Below are 13,900 nucleotides of genomic sequence, written 5' to 3' on the forward strand. Positions count from 1 at the left end.
AAACCCATAACTTCCGACCAGTAGTTACCGAGAAGCGCTGGAGGCATCGTCGGGCAGTAAAGCCATTGGGTTGATAGCACCCTGTCCGGCGGGATGAATTTCAAAGTGCAAGTGCGGCCCGGTACTGAAGCCAGTGCTGCCCATTTCTGAAATCTGTTCCCCTTGAGCGACTCTCTGACCCTTTTGCACCAAAATTCGGCTGTTGTGGGCATAGACAGTCTCAGTGCCGTCAGGATGGGTAATTTCCACCAGATACCCGTAGCCGCCGTCGTTCCACTGAGCATAGGTAACCACCCCGTCTGATGCTGCCACAATTGGCGTGCCGATCGGCCCTGCAATATCAATTCCTTTGTGCATCCGTCCCCAACGCCAGCCGTAGCCAGAAGTCAGAACGCCCTTAGACGGCCAAATAAACTGGTTAGCCGACTGTTGTTTGCCGTTAGGCAGATAAGTATCAGGGCTCGAAAGCGGAGGCAGTTCTGGAGAAACCATGCGTCCCAAAGACGGGTTGCTTAGGGGATCGTAACCGTCGGCTCCCAAAGGAGCAGTTGCTACCACAGGCCGCTGCCCAGCAGAGTTCGGCGTCAGGTTGATCGGTTGCAGTTCCGCTGCGCGAGCGGGGTCTAAACGCTCTTGCTGCTGCTTCTGAACCTGCTCAGACCAGGCTCTCGATGGCGGTCTGCTGATTTCATTTTGCACCGCCTCAGTATAGTCGGGGGTGTAAAGATAGGGATTGGCACTTGGCATATCCTCAGACGGGTTGACCGAGGACCCGTCATTTGGAGCCAAGGACACCGCATTGGCGCCGATCGAATTGCGCGAGGCACGATATTCCTCTCGCAGCCTGACAACTTCTGCCCTCAAGCGTTCGGAATAAGGGTTGAGAGCTTCTGCGGTAGGGAGAGGCTCCGATTTCGACTCTGGTACAGCACTAGTTGGCTCCGCATTTGAGCCCTGGGCGCTAGTATTTGCCACGAAGCTGATCGGCTGCGGGTATTCTCCCGTAGCGATGGCGGTAGCAGTTGCACTGGCTGGCGAGGGCAGGGCACTGGTGTCAACTGCACCTGTAAATGTTGGTTCGCCTTGAAGATCCAGCTTCCGTGGATCGCTAATGGTTTGGGAAACTTGAGTCAGCGGAATGCTGTTAATTTGAGGAACCATCGGCGCTGAAATATTGTTCAGACCTTCCAGGTTCTCCAGCGGAGAGACAACAGGCACTTTGGGCGCGGGTGCTGCAACGCCAGCACCGGCTATTTCCGAGGTAGACGAGCTGGGGTTCAAAGATGCGGGAACCGAACTCGCCGCCCAGACAGATGTAGAGTTGGAGGCAGAATAAGAGGCTGCCGCCTGCACCCCTGGATTTTTAAACCCAACTTGGGGAATTTTCAGCCGTTGATTGACATTCAGCAAGTTGGGGTTGCCGAGCTTGTTGACGGAGATCAGATCTGTGGGCGATACGCCGTGACCTTTGGCGATCGCATCTAGCGTATCTCCCGGACGCACGCTGTAGAGAACCTCAGCCGGCGCGGCGGTACTTCCCGCAGGGGGGACTAGCACAGTGGGTGTTGCCAAAGACTGTTCAATTGACTCTAATGCTTGATCGGGCGATGCTACTTGACCTCCCCCGGAATTGGGAATTACAGGTGTGGCATCGAGGTCAGGAATAGTGGTCCCAGTTGCATATCCGGGGGAGGTCAGCGTCGGTGCTGACTCCGGCAAAAATGCCGCAGGTGTAGATAAATTTGCTCCCCCCTCCGACCCGAACATAGTTCGACCCGATTCTGTGGTGCGGTTTTCCTGTTTTTTCAAACTGTCGATCGCCCCGTCTGCATTCGGGATCTCGATCGAACTTTGTTCCGGTACCGTCGTGACCAGCGGGGTCGCTGCGGTTGATGGCAGCGCTGTCATGGCTGCACTATCCAATGGCTCGGAGCCAGTCAGATTTAACTCTTGTTCGGGATTGACCGTCGCTGCGCGATCTAGCGAAGCCGATGTGCTATAGCCGGCGTTCTGTTGTGGTGTGGCTTCCGTCGCAGTCGGAATTCTGAGCTGTTGGCCAACTTGGAGTATGGTATCGGGTTGGATGTCGTTGGCAGTTGCTAGTGCCAACGGTTCAACTTCATAATCCCGAGAAAGCTCCCAAAGGCTTTGCCCCTCCTGCACCTTAACCGTCGCGGGTTCATAAGGTGATCCGGGCTGTTCGGCCCTGGAACCGTCAACTTGTGCCGACGTAGCGGGCCCGTTGGCCGATACTGGCTGTACTTCAGCGGTGGATTCTGATGTCGGTGCGAGTTCAGACGCGCGAGCGCTGTCTCCATTTCTCGGTAGCAGGATGCCAGAAGCACCTACCGATATTGCCAGCCCGATCGTGGCGAGAGAGCGAACTCTGCCTGTGCTGAGCGTTGTCTGTTTGGATGGTTCCGCAGAACCGTCTCTGTCGATTTCACTAGCCTGAACAGGCTTAATTTGGGGATATGTTCGTTTCAAAAAAACGACCTCCTACTGAGAAGCGCTAACTGTCCTTGGAAACACTCAAGGGGATCGCATGACGCTGAGTTTAAATCAACAAGCAAAAATATTCTGATTGTTGACAGCTATCATGCTTAGGCCAGATTACCTTGCTTTTTTAATTTAGACAAGCTCAAACCGTCAGAAATTTTAAAATTCTCGGTCAAACCTGCTGCAATTAACCCCACAAGCCTTACACCGTAATAGCTGGAACGAATACATAAAATCTTCGTTCCGGTAAGGCTCTGAACTCTCACCTATTATCAAACTTTAGGCTAATTTCCGGACAACCTACAACCGTATATTTACTAGATATAGTGTTCAGACCCAAGCTGGTACTCGCTCACGCCCTAAATCCCTAAAATCCTCTGTTTTTGTTGCTGAATCATCTTGGGAGTAATTTTGTGTTGCTGATAACAATCTGTTTTTGACTGAATAAAATATATTAATGTCGGCTATCTAGATTTTCACCCCTTTGATACAAATTTCTTATATTTAAATGCAGCTTTGCCAGCCTCCGGCAGCTATTAAATATCTATATATTTATGTGTTGATAATGATTTATCCCAGCTCCCCCAACTGTCGTTTAGCCTCAAATAAACCCACAGCCGCGCTGACGGAGAGGTTCAAACTCCTGACTCCAGGCTGGCTCATCGGAATAAAAACTGTGGCGTCGCAGGCATCCAAGACGAATTGGGGAATGCCTACAGTTTCCGAGCCAAACATTAGCCAGTCGCTGGGCTGAAATTGGAATTGCGCGTAATTGCATCGCCCGCCAGTGCTGAATCCGATCGCTCGTCCCCCGCGCTGGTCCCGATAGGCCCCAAAAGCCGCTAAGTCTTCGTGGCACTGGAGATTGACGTAGGGCCAGTAATCTAAGCCGGCCCGTTTCAGGTAGCGATCGCTAATTTCAAACCCCAGCGGGCCAACTAAATGCAGTTCCGTGCCTGTGGCAGCGCAAGTGCGGGCGATATTGCCAGTATTCGGGGGGATTTGCGGGTGAATCAAGACAAGTTGGGGCATGAAGCTAATTAAAAGCGAAAAATACAGCTCTTGGGAAATTTATAAAACTACCCACAGGTAGATATACCTTATAGCTTTTATTTATAACCTTTGTCGAACTCCATTGATTAAATATTCTGATTTGTTTTAAGGGTGGCGATCTGCAACTTTGGACAATCAAGCATCCAGGATATAAGCCCCCGGATTCATCCGTCCAGAAATAAAAAACCTGTATCCGATAAAGGAGTCCCCGAATTTATCCGTGGGGTCAATCTAAAATCTAAAATCTAAAATCTAAAATCGATTGACCGGGAGGTTCGGGCTATTTCTATTGGCTGAGTACGCATAGCCAGGGGGCTAGTGAAAGCCCCCGTTATAATAACGGCGAGTACTTCAGGCAACTAACTGGGCGCACAAGTTGTCTTCTAGCTCCCATTCTTGGTGAGCCATCCCCTGAATCCCTTGCAGAATAATACTGCGGGTGTCCGAACCGCCCTCGTGTAGCTTCAACCACTGCTGGGCCGTGTTGCCTTCCCGGAGAATCTTTTTGAGTGGCGAGAGAAAGCAACTAAAGCCGCGTTTTTTGGCTATAGGCCACACTTCGCGGTAAATTTCCTCAATCCAATCTCGTGCCAGAATAGTTCTGCCGTCTTGCCAGTGAGTAAGTTCGGCATCCAAACTTTGCCGGGATGCAGCAATTTCGTTGGCGTCTGTGAGGGCAACTAAGTCTTCGTTGCGGGTAGCCGCAGGCAAGGTGCTGAGTTCTAAGGGGTCTAAGCTGGGGTCTTCCATCATCTGCCAGATGCGAGCTTCTAGTAAGGCAGTAATGGCCAACAAAGCCAGAGGATTGACTTCGAGGTCGCAAATTCTCAGTTCGAGGCGATTGAGACAGTAAGGGCGACGATCGCCATTTGGTCGCACTGCAGACCACAAATGGCGGACGTTTTGCATAGTACCGAGTTCTAGCTGTTCTTCAGTCCACTGAATGTAATGCTTGTGACTTTCAAACAGGGGAACGATAGCGGGAGTTTTGGGAAACAAACCCCACCGAGTCGAATGATAGCCCGTCACTTCGCCGTCTAGGAAGGGGGAAGAGGCGCTCAAGGCAAGGTATAGCGGTGCTTCGACGCGGGCGAGGCGGATGGCGCGCATCAGCATTTCTGGTTGGGAGATGCCGATGTTGATGTGAATGCTGGCGGTGACGACTTTGGTGCCGTAGGTTTGCTCGATGTAGGTGTGGTAGGGGTTGTTGGGATCGGATCGGTAAAATCGATCGCTCCCCCCAAGAGACAAGGTACTTCCCGGCAGCAAGGTATAGTCGCCCAATTGTTTGAGGTACTCGCGCAGCCGGACTCGCGGCTTGACTAAGGCGCACAGCAGGCGATCGTAGCTGCATAGCGGGGCGGTCGTGTACTCCACATTGCGGCTATCAGGCTCCCGCACAAATCCCTCTAGATCGGCAACTATGCGATCGGATAGACCGACAACCTCACCTTCGGGAGTGCCGGTATACATTTCTACTTCAAAGCCTTTTGATAGCAGCACGTTTGTTCCTCAGCTAAGTTGAGTGCTAGTTTCTAGTATCCCAAAAATTGACCTGTTCATACTATCTTCCACGGGACAGAGTTGAAATTTTTCGCCACGGGCACTGAAACCGGATTTTTCGGCGCCGGCTAGTTTGAGCGTTTGTGTGTTAGTTGCGAGCCCGCCACGACAAATACTCCCCTCGCAAAGAGTTTCCGAGGCGGTTTTAGACTCAGAAAGGCTGTTTGTTCGATCGCGGGTGTGTTTCAGTGGGAATTCGTGACGATCGAACTTATGGTGAATAGAACCCACTCCTGCCTCAGTTCGTCATCTGCTTTCAGCCTTGAGGGGGATAGCCGCAGATATATCTTGGGTGCGATGCTAAAAGATCACTCTGCAATAGTTTTGAGCTATTATTAACCCCTAAAAATCCCTGTGAAAGAGCAAGAAAGAACCCCTCCCAATTTTTGGAATATGCTCAGCAATTTAGCCTTAGTCCGGTTTTTGCTTTTATTTGCTTCTGGTTGGGCTGGACTGCAACTTTTAGCTTACTTTGAAACTGCAGTCGCGGTTTTCACCATTGCTGCACTCGTGGCTTTTTTGCTCAACTATCCGGTGCGAACTCTCCAGAAATTTTTACCGCGAAGTTTAGCTGTCGCCTTCGTTGTCTTGCTCACCATTTTAGTTTTTGGCGGTCTCACCGTCACCGTAGGCGTCACTCTTTTATCTCAAGGGCAGCAATTAATTGACAGCATGACTGAATTTGTGAATGCTCTAGCGCCTCTGTCCGAGCGCATCGAAGCATTCCTGCAGGCGAGAAACCTGCAAGTTAACCTGCGAGTTATTGAGGAACAACTGCGAAATCAAGCTTTGGCTGGAGTTGTATCGAGTATTGCTTTTTTACAAGTATTTTTAACCAACTTATTGAATTTAATATTAATTATGGTAGTGGCTTCTTTCATGTTACTTGATGGAGAGAGGCTGTGGCTGTTAGTTCTCAAGTTTATACCTCGACACCTGCATAGGCGTTTAAGTGTAACAATAGAAAAAAACTTTTTAGGATTTTTTCAGGCACAAATCCTGTTAATGTTATTTTTGACAACAGCAAGTTTTTTGATTTTTCTGCTGTTAGATGTGAAATTTCCCTTAATTTTAGCCTTTATTATCGGATTGTTTGATTTAGTTCCAGGAATCGGAGCGACGCTGGGGATTAGCTTAGTTTGTTTTATTGTATTGTCTCAAAATGTATGGCTAGCTTTAAAAGTATTGGCAGCTTGCATTGTTTTGCAGCAAGTTCAAGACAACTTTATTCATCCGAGACTCATGCAAAATTCTCTTAACCTCAATCCGGTAGTGGTATTTTTTGCACTGTTAGTTGGGGCAAGATCAGCAGGACTTTTAGGTATATTTCTGGCGATTCCGCTAGCGGGAGTGATAGTTAGCTGGTTTGACATTGAAGAAATGCAAGCGGAAAGTTAATTGATACAGCCCTCCTATTTTATATAAAATCAGGCTGAAAAATTCAGTTTTCACTTGCCGACTAGAATTCCCATGCTTCAAAAACTCTCCTGGGCCCAAAGCGCAACTAAAAGTAAAGAGAAAAAAGCAACTTATGGTAAACCTTACTGGGTCAAGTTAATGAATAAATTGCAAGTCAGTAGGAAATCTTTCTTCTTCTGGTTCTGGATCATAAATGTAATCGCAGTCAAAACGCAGAGCTTGAGAGTGGCGACTGATAGAAAATCCGCAATTACTCACCATTTCTGTAGTAAAAGTTGCCATGACTAACTCAATTAGCCTTCTGTAGGAAATGTTAGGTAGTTGAACGTAATAGGTGCGCCTGGCAAAAAAGATTCTCTCATCTTTCGGGAGAATTATGCCATTAATTCTGTGTGCGTGTTGAATCGGCTTGATGTAGGTTTCAATAAACTGCGACTGATTTTTTTGCAGTCTCGCTAATCTTTCGTGTTGCAACCAGCTCATTTGAAACACAATTTTAATAAATTCAAAGCCCAAAATGTAGTTAAAAACATTATTACGTTCTTCTGTACTCAAGACGAAGCGGAGTGCTGATTCTAAATATTGGTCAGTTTCTCGGAGCGATTGTTGAGCTGAGTGGATATAAAATTGTTTGATGTAGCTTCTTAAATCTGATTCGTTTAATTGTTTTTTGACCCGAAATCTGATTAAATACTCTTTGACTCGGTGTAGAGTATCTACATCTTCAAACATTTTTGAGACTAAACCGTCGGCTGTATAATTATCTAAAAATTCTGCTTGCAAGTCGGGAGTAGATGCACACAATATGTAGCAGAGGGACAAGACATAGCGCCGTTGGTTCCAAGGCAAGCTTTGGGCCCATTCTTTAACTTCTACAGGGAGTTTTTGGAGCACGGTATCTGTGTGGGGGAGTTGAGCAAGGTCGGCATATTTATGTTTTTGTTTAATCATTGCCTGAAACCTTATATTAGTAAGTATACAGAGTCGTAGATCGCAGATGATGGGAGAGGGGAGCTGCGAGGGAGGGCTGCTAGTTATTCTGTCTTATTTTCTTGCCATCTATCTAAATATACATTCTGGAGGGAACATAAGCCGTGATCTGTCTCACACTTTAGCGAGTTTTAAATCACAAATGCTAGCTCTTTGCATCACTTTTTGCGACTATGAGTGTCACTCATAAAACTTATTCACGTCACCGGATCAACAGTGGGTTTCGTTGAGGATTAAGTCGGGTGATTCATAAGTTTTTGTTAGTAATGATTACTGAGATCAATCATGAACTTGACTACAAGTATTTTCCCGGAAAATCAGTGCCAAGACTTAACTTTTTGCGATCGCCTCGTGCAACAAGTGCGACAGTGGCTTGATAGCATTGCCGTGGGAGAGCCGCAAGTAACTCAGTGGTGTGCCAACTTATACCCGCACGGTGTCCTTTTGAGAGAGATATTCCGTTATAGGGACACCATATTTTCCACATACCGCCTATGTGCAAGCTTAATCCTGTGTATGAGGAATTAGTGCGGTTGCGTTTTCTATCGCCCTCGTTTTTTCCTAACCTATACGGGGAAGATGTAACGCCGTAGCTAATTGAGGGGTGTCATACCTCGATCGCCCAGTGATCTCAATTATTTATGGGGTCTGTCGCTTTGGTAGTTGCGAGAGCCATAACTTAAGCCATAATTGTTGATAATATCAATGGATGCCTGTCGATAGGAGTGGGTATTCATCGTGGCGCTTAAGCCAAAAATAACATCAAACTGTAGCAGCAAAAACAATAACTATAAAAATAATTTAATAATCTACATGGGCTCAGGGAAGTGAATATGTTTAACGCAACTGAACTGCTGATTAAGGCTTTTGTCAATCGCCTGATTGAAGGCTACCGCCACACTTATGGCGGGTTTAAATCTGACTATGGCGAAATTATTGCTTGGGTGGCGAGTATGGCTTTAGAAAATATTGCTAATAGCGATGCTCTTTACCATAATGTCGAACACACTATTTTAGTGACCTTGGTGGGACAAGCAATTCTGGGTGGTAAACACATCCGCGAAGGGGGTGTTTCCTGCGAAGATTGGCTGCACTTCCACATTGCTTTGCTATGTCACGATATCGGGTATGTTAAAGGTGTTTGCCGACAAGATAGAATAGATTTGGGACTGTATGCGACGGGAATAGGCGACCTGAAATTAACGCTGCCTCCGGGGACGACGGATGCTAGTTTGATGCTTTATCATGTCGATCGCGGAAAAATGTTTATTGACGAGCGTTTTGGCGGTCACAAACTGATTGATGCTGAGCTGGTTAAGCATAATATTGAGCTGACTCGTTTTCCAGTTCCTGCAAATGAAGATTATCAAGATACTGTAAATTATCCTGGTTTAGTTCGGGCTGCTGATTTAATTGGTCAGTTGAGTGATCCGCGATATTTGCAAAAGATTGCGGCGCTGTTTTACGAGTTTGAGGAAATTGGGCAAAATCGGGTTTTGGGCTATCAAAATCCGGGGGAGTTGCGGGATGGTTATCCCACGTTTTATTGGAATGTGGTTTATCGGTATGTGAAGGATGCGATCGGCTATTTGGAACTGACGCAGCAGGGGAAACAAGTTGTTGCTAATCTGAGCGCCAATGTTTTTCGGGTGGAGCATTCTCAGGTTCCAGAGTCTGCGGTGGCTGTAGTTAGCTAGGGTTGGGGTGGATGTAGCGCGATCGTTCTTTTCAACTGATTCGCGGTCAAGGTTACTTTAAGTTAAAACCTGTAATTGCTTTGACAATTACTGATTTTGAAATGTTTGATAATGACCAATAAGTAATCTCTAGTTTTGTGTTTAAGGAGCAAAAGCGTTTATTTGATTATGTCGAGCCAGAGATTGAACTAATATTTATCGCATTGCCAAAATTCAATAAACAATTGGATGAGTTAGAAACTTTGACTGACAAGTGGATTTATTTTATGAAAAATGCTCCCAGCTTGGAAATAGTGCCGTCAACAATGGAAACAGTATCGGAAATACAGCAAGCCTTTGCGATTGCTAATGAAACTAATTTGAATCCAGAGGAGTTGGCAGATTTAGAAGAACGCGAAATGTTTATTGTCGATCAGCAGGGTTGGGTGTCTTGCTCAGGGGAATTGAAAAACGAATTGCACAAGCCAGAGAACAAGGCATCGCAGAAGACAGAGAAGAAGGACTCGCGCTAGGAATGAGAGAAAAGGCTCTGGAAATTGCTAGGTAACTTCTCAATGTCCTTGACAATCAAACCATTAGTCAAACTACTGGTTTGAGCGTTGAAGATATCCAAAACTTGCGGGAGGAATGGAAGGAAGGGAAAAAGTACGATCGCACAAGTAGTGTACCTTTTCTCGTTACCAGGATCAGCCTGGTAGCGTAGGTTTTTGAGGCTTTGCATCTTGGATTGAGAATTACGCTAAATATTAACTCTCATCCACTTAATGCTCAAGGATGAGTCTGCCCTCCGTCTAAAGGAAGATTTCATTAAACCAGTAAATTCCGTATGATGCTGTAAAAGTCAGTCAGAGGGGAAAGCTATCTCCGACTCCAGTTCCGAATAACTGACCAATCTTACAATATAAAAAAATACATCTCATGACACCAGTCACTCCCAATCAAACTTCCTCTCAATACGAAGTTAGCGAATCAGAAGAAAAAATTGAGTCTCTGGTAGAAGAAGTTAAGCCAGAAAGCGAAATCGATTTAGAATTCCTCTACACCAGAGACATTGAATTCCGACAAGAAACAATTTATTTCATTGTAGTCGATCGCTTTTACGACGGCGACCCCGCAAATAACGAAGGCCCCAACCCAGAACTTTACGATCCAGAAGGGAAAGATTGGGGCAAATATTGGGGCGGCGACTTGCAGGGAGTTATCGACAAACTAGACTACTTAAAAGATATGGGAGTTACCGCAGTTTGGCTGACTCCACTGTTCGAGCAGGTTGAAGCATTATTTGTCGAACAAGCTGCAATTCACGGCTACTGGACTAAAGATTTCAAGCGACTAAATCCCCGCTTCATTGCCACAAGCGACAATCCTTCTATCAATCAAACACAAGAAACTAAAGATACCGTATTTGACAAATTAGTATACGAGTTGCACCAGCGAAACATGAAACTCGTGCTCGATATTGTCTGCAATCACAGCAACCCAGATTTTAGTGGTAAAAAAGGTGAACTCTATGACGACGGCGTAAAAATAGCTGACTTTAACGACGATGACGATGACTGGTATCACCACTATGGCGAAGTCACAAACTGGGAAGATGAATGGCAAGTTCAAAACTGCGAACTGTCTGGTTTAGCAACTTTCAATGAAAACAATATTGCCTACCGGAATTACATTAAATCAGCAATTAAACAATGGCTGGACAGAGGTGTTGATGCTTTGCGGGTTGATACAGTCAAGCATATGCCTATTTGGTTTTGGCAGGAATTTAATGCTGACATTTTAACACATAGACCTGATGTTTTCATTTTTGGCGAATGGATTTACAGCGACCCGAGAAACGATCGTTCTGTGGAATTTGCCAACGAGTCAGGGATGACTATTTTAGATTTTGGTCTGTGCGTGGCAATTCGAGAAGTATTGGGGAAGGGTGCGGGCGCGGGATTTAAGTTAGTCCAAGATGTCCTGAATTTGGATCACCGCTACTACGGGGCGACGGAGTTGATTACTTTTATTGACAACCACGATATGCCCAGGTTTCAGTCGTTGAATCCAGATCCAGAAATGCTGCATTTGGCGATATGTTTAATTATGACGACTCGCGGTATTCCCTGCATTTATTACGGCACTGAACAGTATCTGCACGATGATACAGATGGGGGAAATGACCCCTACAACCGCCCCATGATGGAAAAGTGGAATACTGATGCGCCGATTTACCGAGATGTGCGGTTGCTGTCTGGATTGCGGCGGCTGAATCCAGCTATTTCGATGGGGAGTCAGTGGCAAAAATATCTAACTCCTGATGTTTATTGTTACGTGCGCCGCTATCGCGATTCCGTGGTGTTTGTAGCGATGAATCGTGGCAGTTCTGTTACAACAATTGAAGAGGTTGATACTGAGCTGCCTGATGGAGAGCATACGGAGGTTTTATCGCGCCGCAAGTTTGAAGTTAAAGATGGGATGCTGTACAACCTTGAGTTGGGTTCGCAGGAAGTAATGATTTTTAGCCGCGTCGGCGAGCGAGTTAAGGCGAAAACTATTGTGCGGGCGCAGCTTAACAGCGTTAGAACTCAGCCTGGGGAAAGAATTGTGGTGATTGGAGATTGTCCTGAACTGGGGAATTGGGATATTAGTAAGGGTTTCCCGTTGGAGTATATCAATACTAATACTTGGTTCGGGGAAATTCCTTTTAATGAAAGTGCCGGGAAGTTAATTTCTTATAAGTATGCGCTGCTACGGGAAGGACTGTCGCCGCTGCGAGAAAATCTGGTTTGCCGCCGCTGGGTTTTAGTTTCGGAAGGGACTGTGAAATGGCGGGATAAGTGGGCGAGTGGACGGGAGTCTTAATAGTTTTGATTTCTCAGTTTTGAGTGAAACCGTTTTAGGCACAGACACCGGGTTTGATAAACGAAAGTAATTCCTTAAGGCTTTCGATTATCTTTTTAAAACCCGGTTTATTTAGTAGGTAAGTAACTGCTGTGAGATTTAATTAGGAACTGCAACTCATAATTTATTATTTTTTAAATATGATTTAGGTAATAAATAGTTGGGCTTTTTATCTATATCAGTAAGGTGTGCATTGTGCATCCTCCGGGCGTGATGTATGGTGCGCCTCGGCGCACCATACATTTTTATTAAAGCGATCGCAATTTCTCGACCAAAACATCGATATAAAGTTCGCTGCTATGCTGGTTCACAACCATTTCGTAGCCCCGCTGCACTTGAGATTCAGCTTCTTGAGGATTTTTTAGCAAATGGACGGACGATCGCCTCGCGCAAACCTGCTGCCTCTCCCACATCTACGACTTTGGCAATATGCGGGGCCGCTAAATAATCGACGATACCTTGAGTCCGAGTAATGACGACCGGCCGCTTGCAGGCCATGGCTTCCAGCAAAACCTGCACTCCAGCAGCATATTTATTGTCTACCAAACAAACTGCAATTACGTCTGCATCGCGGTAAAGCTGCACTAAATCCGGCCATTCGTAGAACTTGCGGGACATATTTTCTGGCATAGTATCGGGGAAAGCTTGCGATAAAGCCTTAGTATCTTTAGAAAAACCGCTAATTTTTACCGCAAACGGTGCTGATGTTTAGGAAACCGGGTTGATCGACACCCGCACGCAAATCCTGTACGAATCAAAAACAGTGACACAGGCCGATCGATTCCATCGATTCCAAGGACTTAAGCTTTTATGCTGAAGTTAGCTAAAAAATTTATGTTTAACCTCATGTATATTTCTCCAGAGCAAGACAAAAAAATTCGCTACACCCTGCGCGAGAGCGGTCAAGAAGCTTACAAGCTAGCAGCCGAACCTTTTGAAGTTTCAGAGAAAGGGCCCAACGACTACGTGACGAGTATCGATCAATACCTAGACCGACAACTATCGGCAGCATTTAGCGCTTTGTTTCCTGAAGACGGCTGGATCACCGAGGAAAACAGCTCCTCCAGAGCAGCTTACGGGGCTAATTACCAGCGCCTCTGGTGCATCGATCCCCTGGACGGGACAGAAGAATTTATTCGGGGAAAACTACACTACGCTTCGATGGTGGGGCTGCTGCTTGAGGACGAACCTGTGGCCGGCTGGCTCTACGCCCCGGCTTTTGACCAAATGTATTTTGGCGGCAAAGATTGGGGATTGTTCCAAACTGTGGGAACCCAAGCGCCGCAGCCGATCTCGCTATGCAAACCCCCGGCTCTGACAGCGGAAAATTGTAAAATTATTCTCGGAGACAAAGACCAGAAAAACTACGCCAGGGCGATCGCCCAAAGCATCCCCGGAGCAGAATTTTACTCGCTGGGCAGCTTTGGCTTAAAAGTGATGGAAGTTATCTTCGGTCGAGCTGGTTTGTATCTGTATCTCAATGGCAGAGTTAAAGTGTGGGATACCGTCGGCCCTCTGGCTTTAGCAAAAGCAGCCGGATTGGTTTGTTGCGACTTGCAAGGTCAACCGCTGAGGTGGACTAAAGATGCGATCGAGCCGGAGACTCTGGCCCACACCCAGTCAATCGCGATCGGCTGGCCGGAATACATAGAACCTCTGTTGGGCAAAGTTCAACAAGCAGTGGCAGGCTTGTAAACCCGTTTAAGATTAAAGAATCTACCAATTTTACGTGAACCGAGCCTCTGCACCCTTATCATCAATTAAAGGAGCAACGGATTGTTTGTGTTCCCAAA

Annotated in this window: 14 protein-coding genes; 7 read left to right on the forward strand and 7 right to left on the reverse strand. The window is 46.5% G+C overall.

Translation table 11 applies throughout. The annotated features are described in order from the left end of the window. Positions 1-24: 24 nt before the first annotated feature. From QUA03_RS04810 to QUA03_RS04825, 4 genes are all read right to left on the reverse strand, one after another. The gene (locus QUA03_RS04810; RefSeq protein WP_333210163.1) at positions 25-2,487 is read right to left on the reverse strand and encodes a peptidoglycan DD-metalloendopeptidase family protein; all 2,463 of its coding nucleotides are present in this window, start codon (positions 2,485-2,487) and stop codon (positions 25-27) included. 582 nt (positions 2,488-3,069) lie between these two features. Next, positions 3,070-3,531, reverse strand: coding sequence for a tRNA (cytidine(34)-2'-O)-methyltransferase (locus QUA03_RS04815; RefSeq protein ID WP_333210165.1), 462 nt, complete (start codon positions 3,529-3,531; stop codon positions 3,070-3,072). Between the two features lie 372 nt (positions 3,532-3,903). Next, entirely contained in the window at positions 3,904-5,055 is a 1,152-nt protein-coding gene (gshA, locus tag QUA03_RS04820) for a glutamate--cysteine ligase (RefSeq protein ID WP_333210167.1), read from the reverse strand. A gap of 9 nt (positions 5,056-5,064) precedes the next feature. Then, positions 5,065-5,346 carry a hypothetical protein gene (locus QUA03_RS04825; RefSeq protein WP_333210169.1) on the reverse strand — a complete coding sequence of 94 codons (282 nt, stop codon included), beginning with the start codon at positions 5,344-5,346 and terminating at the stop codon, positions 5,065-5,067. A 123-nt stretch (positions 5,347-5,469) separates the two neighbouring features. Here QUA03_RS04825 and QUA03_RS04830 point away from each other — a divergent pair, with 123 nt between their 5' ends. Next, the gene (locus QUA03_RS04830; RefSeq protein WP_333210171.1) at positions 5,470-6,513 is read left to right on the forward strand and encodes an AI-2E family transporter; all 1,044 of its coding nucleotides are present in this window, start codon (positions 5,470-5,472) and stop codon (positions 6,511-6,513) included. A 156-nt stretch (positions 6,514-6,669) separates the two neighbouring features. Here the strand turns inward: QUA03_RS04830 and QUA03_RS04835 are convergent, their stop codons facing one another. After that, positions 6,670-7,485 (reverse strand): cobyrinic acid a,c-diamide synthase, encoded by an 816-nt coding sequence (locus QUA03_RS04835; protein ID WP_333210173.1) that lies wholly within the window; start codon positions 7,483-7,485, stop codon positions 6,670-6,672. A gap of 324 nt (positions 7,486-7,809) precedes the next feature. Between QUA03_RS04835 and QUA03_RS04840 the strand changes: the two genes are divergently transcribed. From QUA03_RS04840 to QUA03_RS04855, 4 genes are all read left to right on the forward strand, one after another. Beyond that, positions 7,810-8,052, forward strand: a complete 243-nt coding sequence (locus tag QUA03_RS04840) for a hypothetical protein (RefSeq protein ID WP_333083077.1) — start codon at positions 7,810-7,812, stop codon at positions 8,050-8,052. Further along, positions 8,019-8,117: a Mo-dependent nitrogenase C-terminal domain-containing protein gene (locus QUA03_RS04845; RefSeq protein WP_445304788.1), complete on the forward strand. Its 99-nt coding sequence runs from the start codon at positions 8,019-8,021 to the stop codon at positions 8,115-8,117. Before QUA03_RS04840 ends, QUA03_RS04845 begins: the two co-directional genes overlap by 34 nt. A 240-nt stretch (positions 8,118-8,357) precedes the next feature. Beyond that, on the forward strand, positions 8,358-9,221 hold the full coding sequence (locus QUA03_RS04850; RefSeq protein ID WP_333210175.1) for an Npun_R2479 family HD domain-containing metalloprotein: 864 nt from the start codon (positions 8,358-8,360) through the stop codon (positions 9,219-9,221). Positions 9,222-9,358: 137 nt separating this feature from the next. After that, a complete protein-coding gene (locus QUA03_RS04855) occupies positions 9,359-9,733 on the forward strand; it encodes a PD-(D/E)XK nuclease family transposase (RefSeq protein WP_333210177.1) in 375 nt (124 codons plus the stop codon). On the opposite strand, the gene QUA03_RS04860 is transcribed toward QUA03_RS04855, so the two are convergent. Continuing rightward, a complete protein-coding gene (locus QUA03_RS04860; protein WP_333210179.1) occupies positions 9,730-9,942 on the reverse strand; it encodes a hypothetical protein in 213 nt (70 codons plus the stop codon). The genes QUA03_RS04855 and QUA03_RS04860 overlap by 4 nt on opposite strands. A 197-nt stretch (positions 9,943-10,139) precedes the next feature. On the opposite strand from QUA03_RS04860, the gene QUA03_RS04865 reads away from it, so the two are divergent. Next, a complete protein-coding gene (locus tag QUA03_RS04865) occupies positions 10,140-12,068 on the forward strand; it encodes an alpha-amylase family glycosyl hydrolase (RefSeq protein WP_333210181.1) in 1,929 nt (642 codons plus the stop codon). Between the two features lie 381 nt (positions 12,069-12,449). Here QUA03_RS04865 and QUA03_RS04870 read toward each other — a convergent pair whose 3' ends face one another. Next, positions 12,450-12,737, reverse strand: coding sequence for a glycosyltransferase (locus tag QUA03_RS04870; RefSeq protein ID WP_333210183.1), 288 nt, complete (start codon positions 12,735-12,737; stop codon positions 12,450-12,452). Between the two features lie 204 nt (positions 12,738-12,941). Here QUA03_RS04870 and QUA03_RS04875 point away from each other — a divergent pair, with 204 nt between their 5' ends. Continuing rightward, on the forward strand, positions 12,942-13,802 hold the full coding sequence (locus QUA03_RS04875) for an inositol monophosphatase family protein (RefSeq protein WP_333210185.1): 861 nt from the start codon (positions 12,942-12,944) through the stop codon (positions 13,800-13,802). The last annotated feature ends 98 nt before the right edge of the window (positions 13,803-13,900 follow it).

The organism is Microcoleus sp. S36b_A4 (assembly GCF_036700645.1).
Taxonomy (GTDB): domain Bacteria; phylum Cyanobacteriota; class Cyanobacteriia; order Cyanobacteriales; family Microcoleaceae; genus Microcoleus.

Coding starts and splice junctions, on each gene's coding strand:
- QUA03_RS04815 (WP_333210165.1), bottom strand. CDS start 3,531: ATGCCCCAACTTGTCTTGATTCACCCGCAAATCCCCCCGAATACTGGC.
- QUA03_RS04835 (WP_333210173.1), bottom strand. CDS start 7,485: ATGATTAAACAAAAACATAAATATGCCGACCTTGCTCAACTCCCCCAC.
- QUA03_RS04840 (WP_333083077.1), top strand. CDS start 7,810: ATGAACTTGACTACAAGTATTTTCCCGGAAAATCAGTGCCAAGACTTA.
- QUA03_RS04845 (WP_445304788.1), top strand. CDS start 8,019: ATGTGCAAGCTTAATCCTGTGTATGAGGAATTAGTGCGGTTGCGTTTT.
- QUA03_RS04850 (WP_333210175.1), top strand. CDS start 8,358: ATGTTTAACGCAACTGAACTGCTGATTAAGGCTTTTGTCAATCGCCTG.
- QUA03_RS04860 (WP_333210179.1), bottom strand. CDS start 9,942: ATGCAAAGCCTCAAAAACCTACGCTACCAGGCTGATCCTGGTAACGAG.
- QUA03_RS04865 (WP_333210181.1), top strand. CDS start 10,140: ATGACACCAGTCACTCCCAATCAAACTTCCTCTCAATACGAAGTTAGC.
- QUA03_RS04870 (WP_333210183.1), bottom strand. CDS start 12,737: ATGCCAGAAAATATGTCCCGCAAGTTCTACGAATGGCCGGATTTAGTG.
- QUA03_RS04875 (WP_333210185.1), top strand. CDS start 12,942: ATGTTTAACCTCATGTATATTTCTCCAGAGCAAGACAAAAAAATTCGC.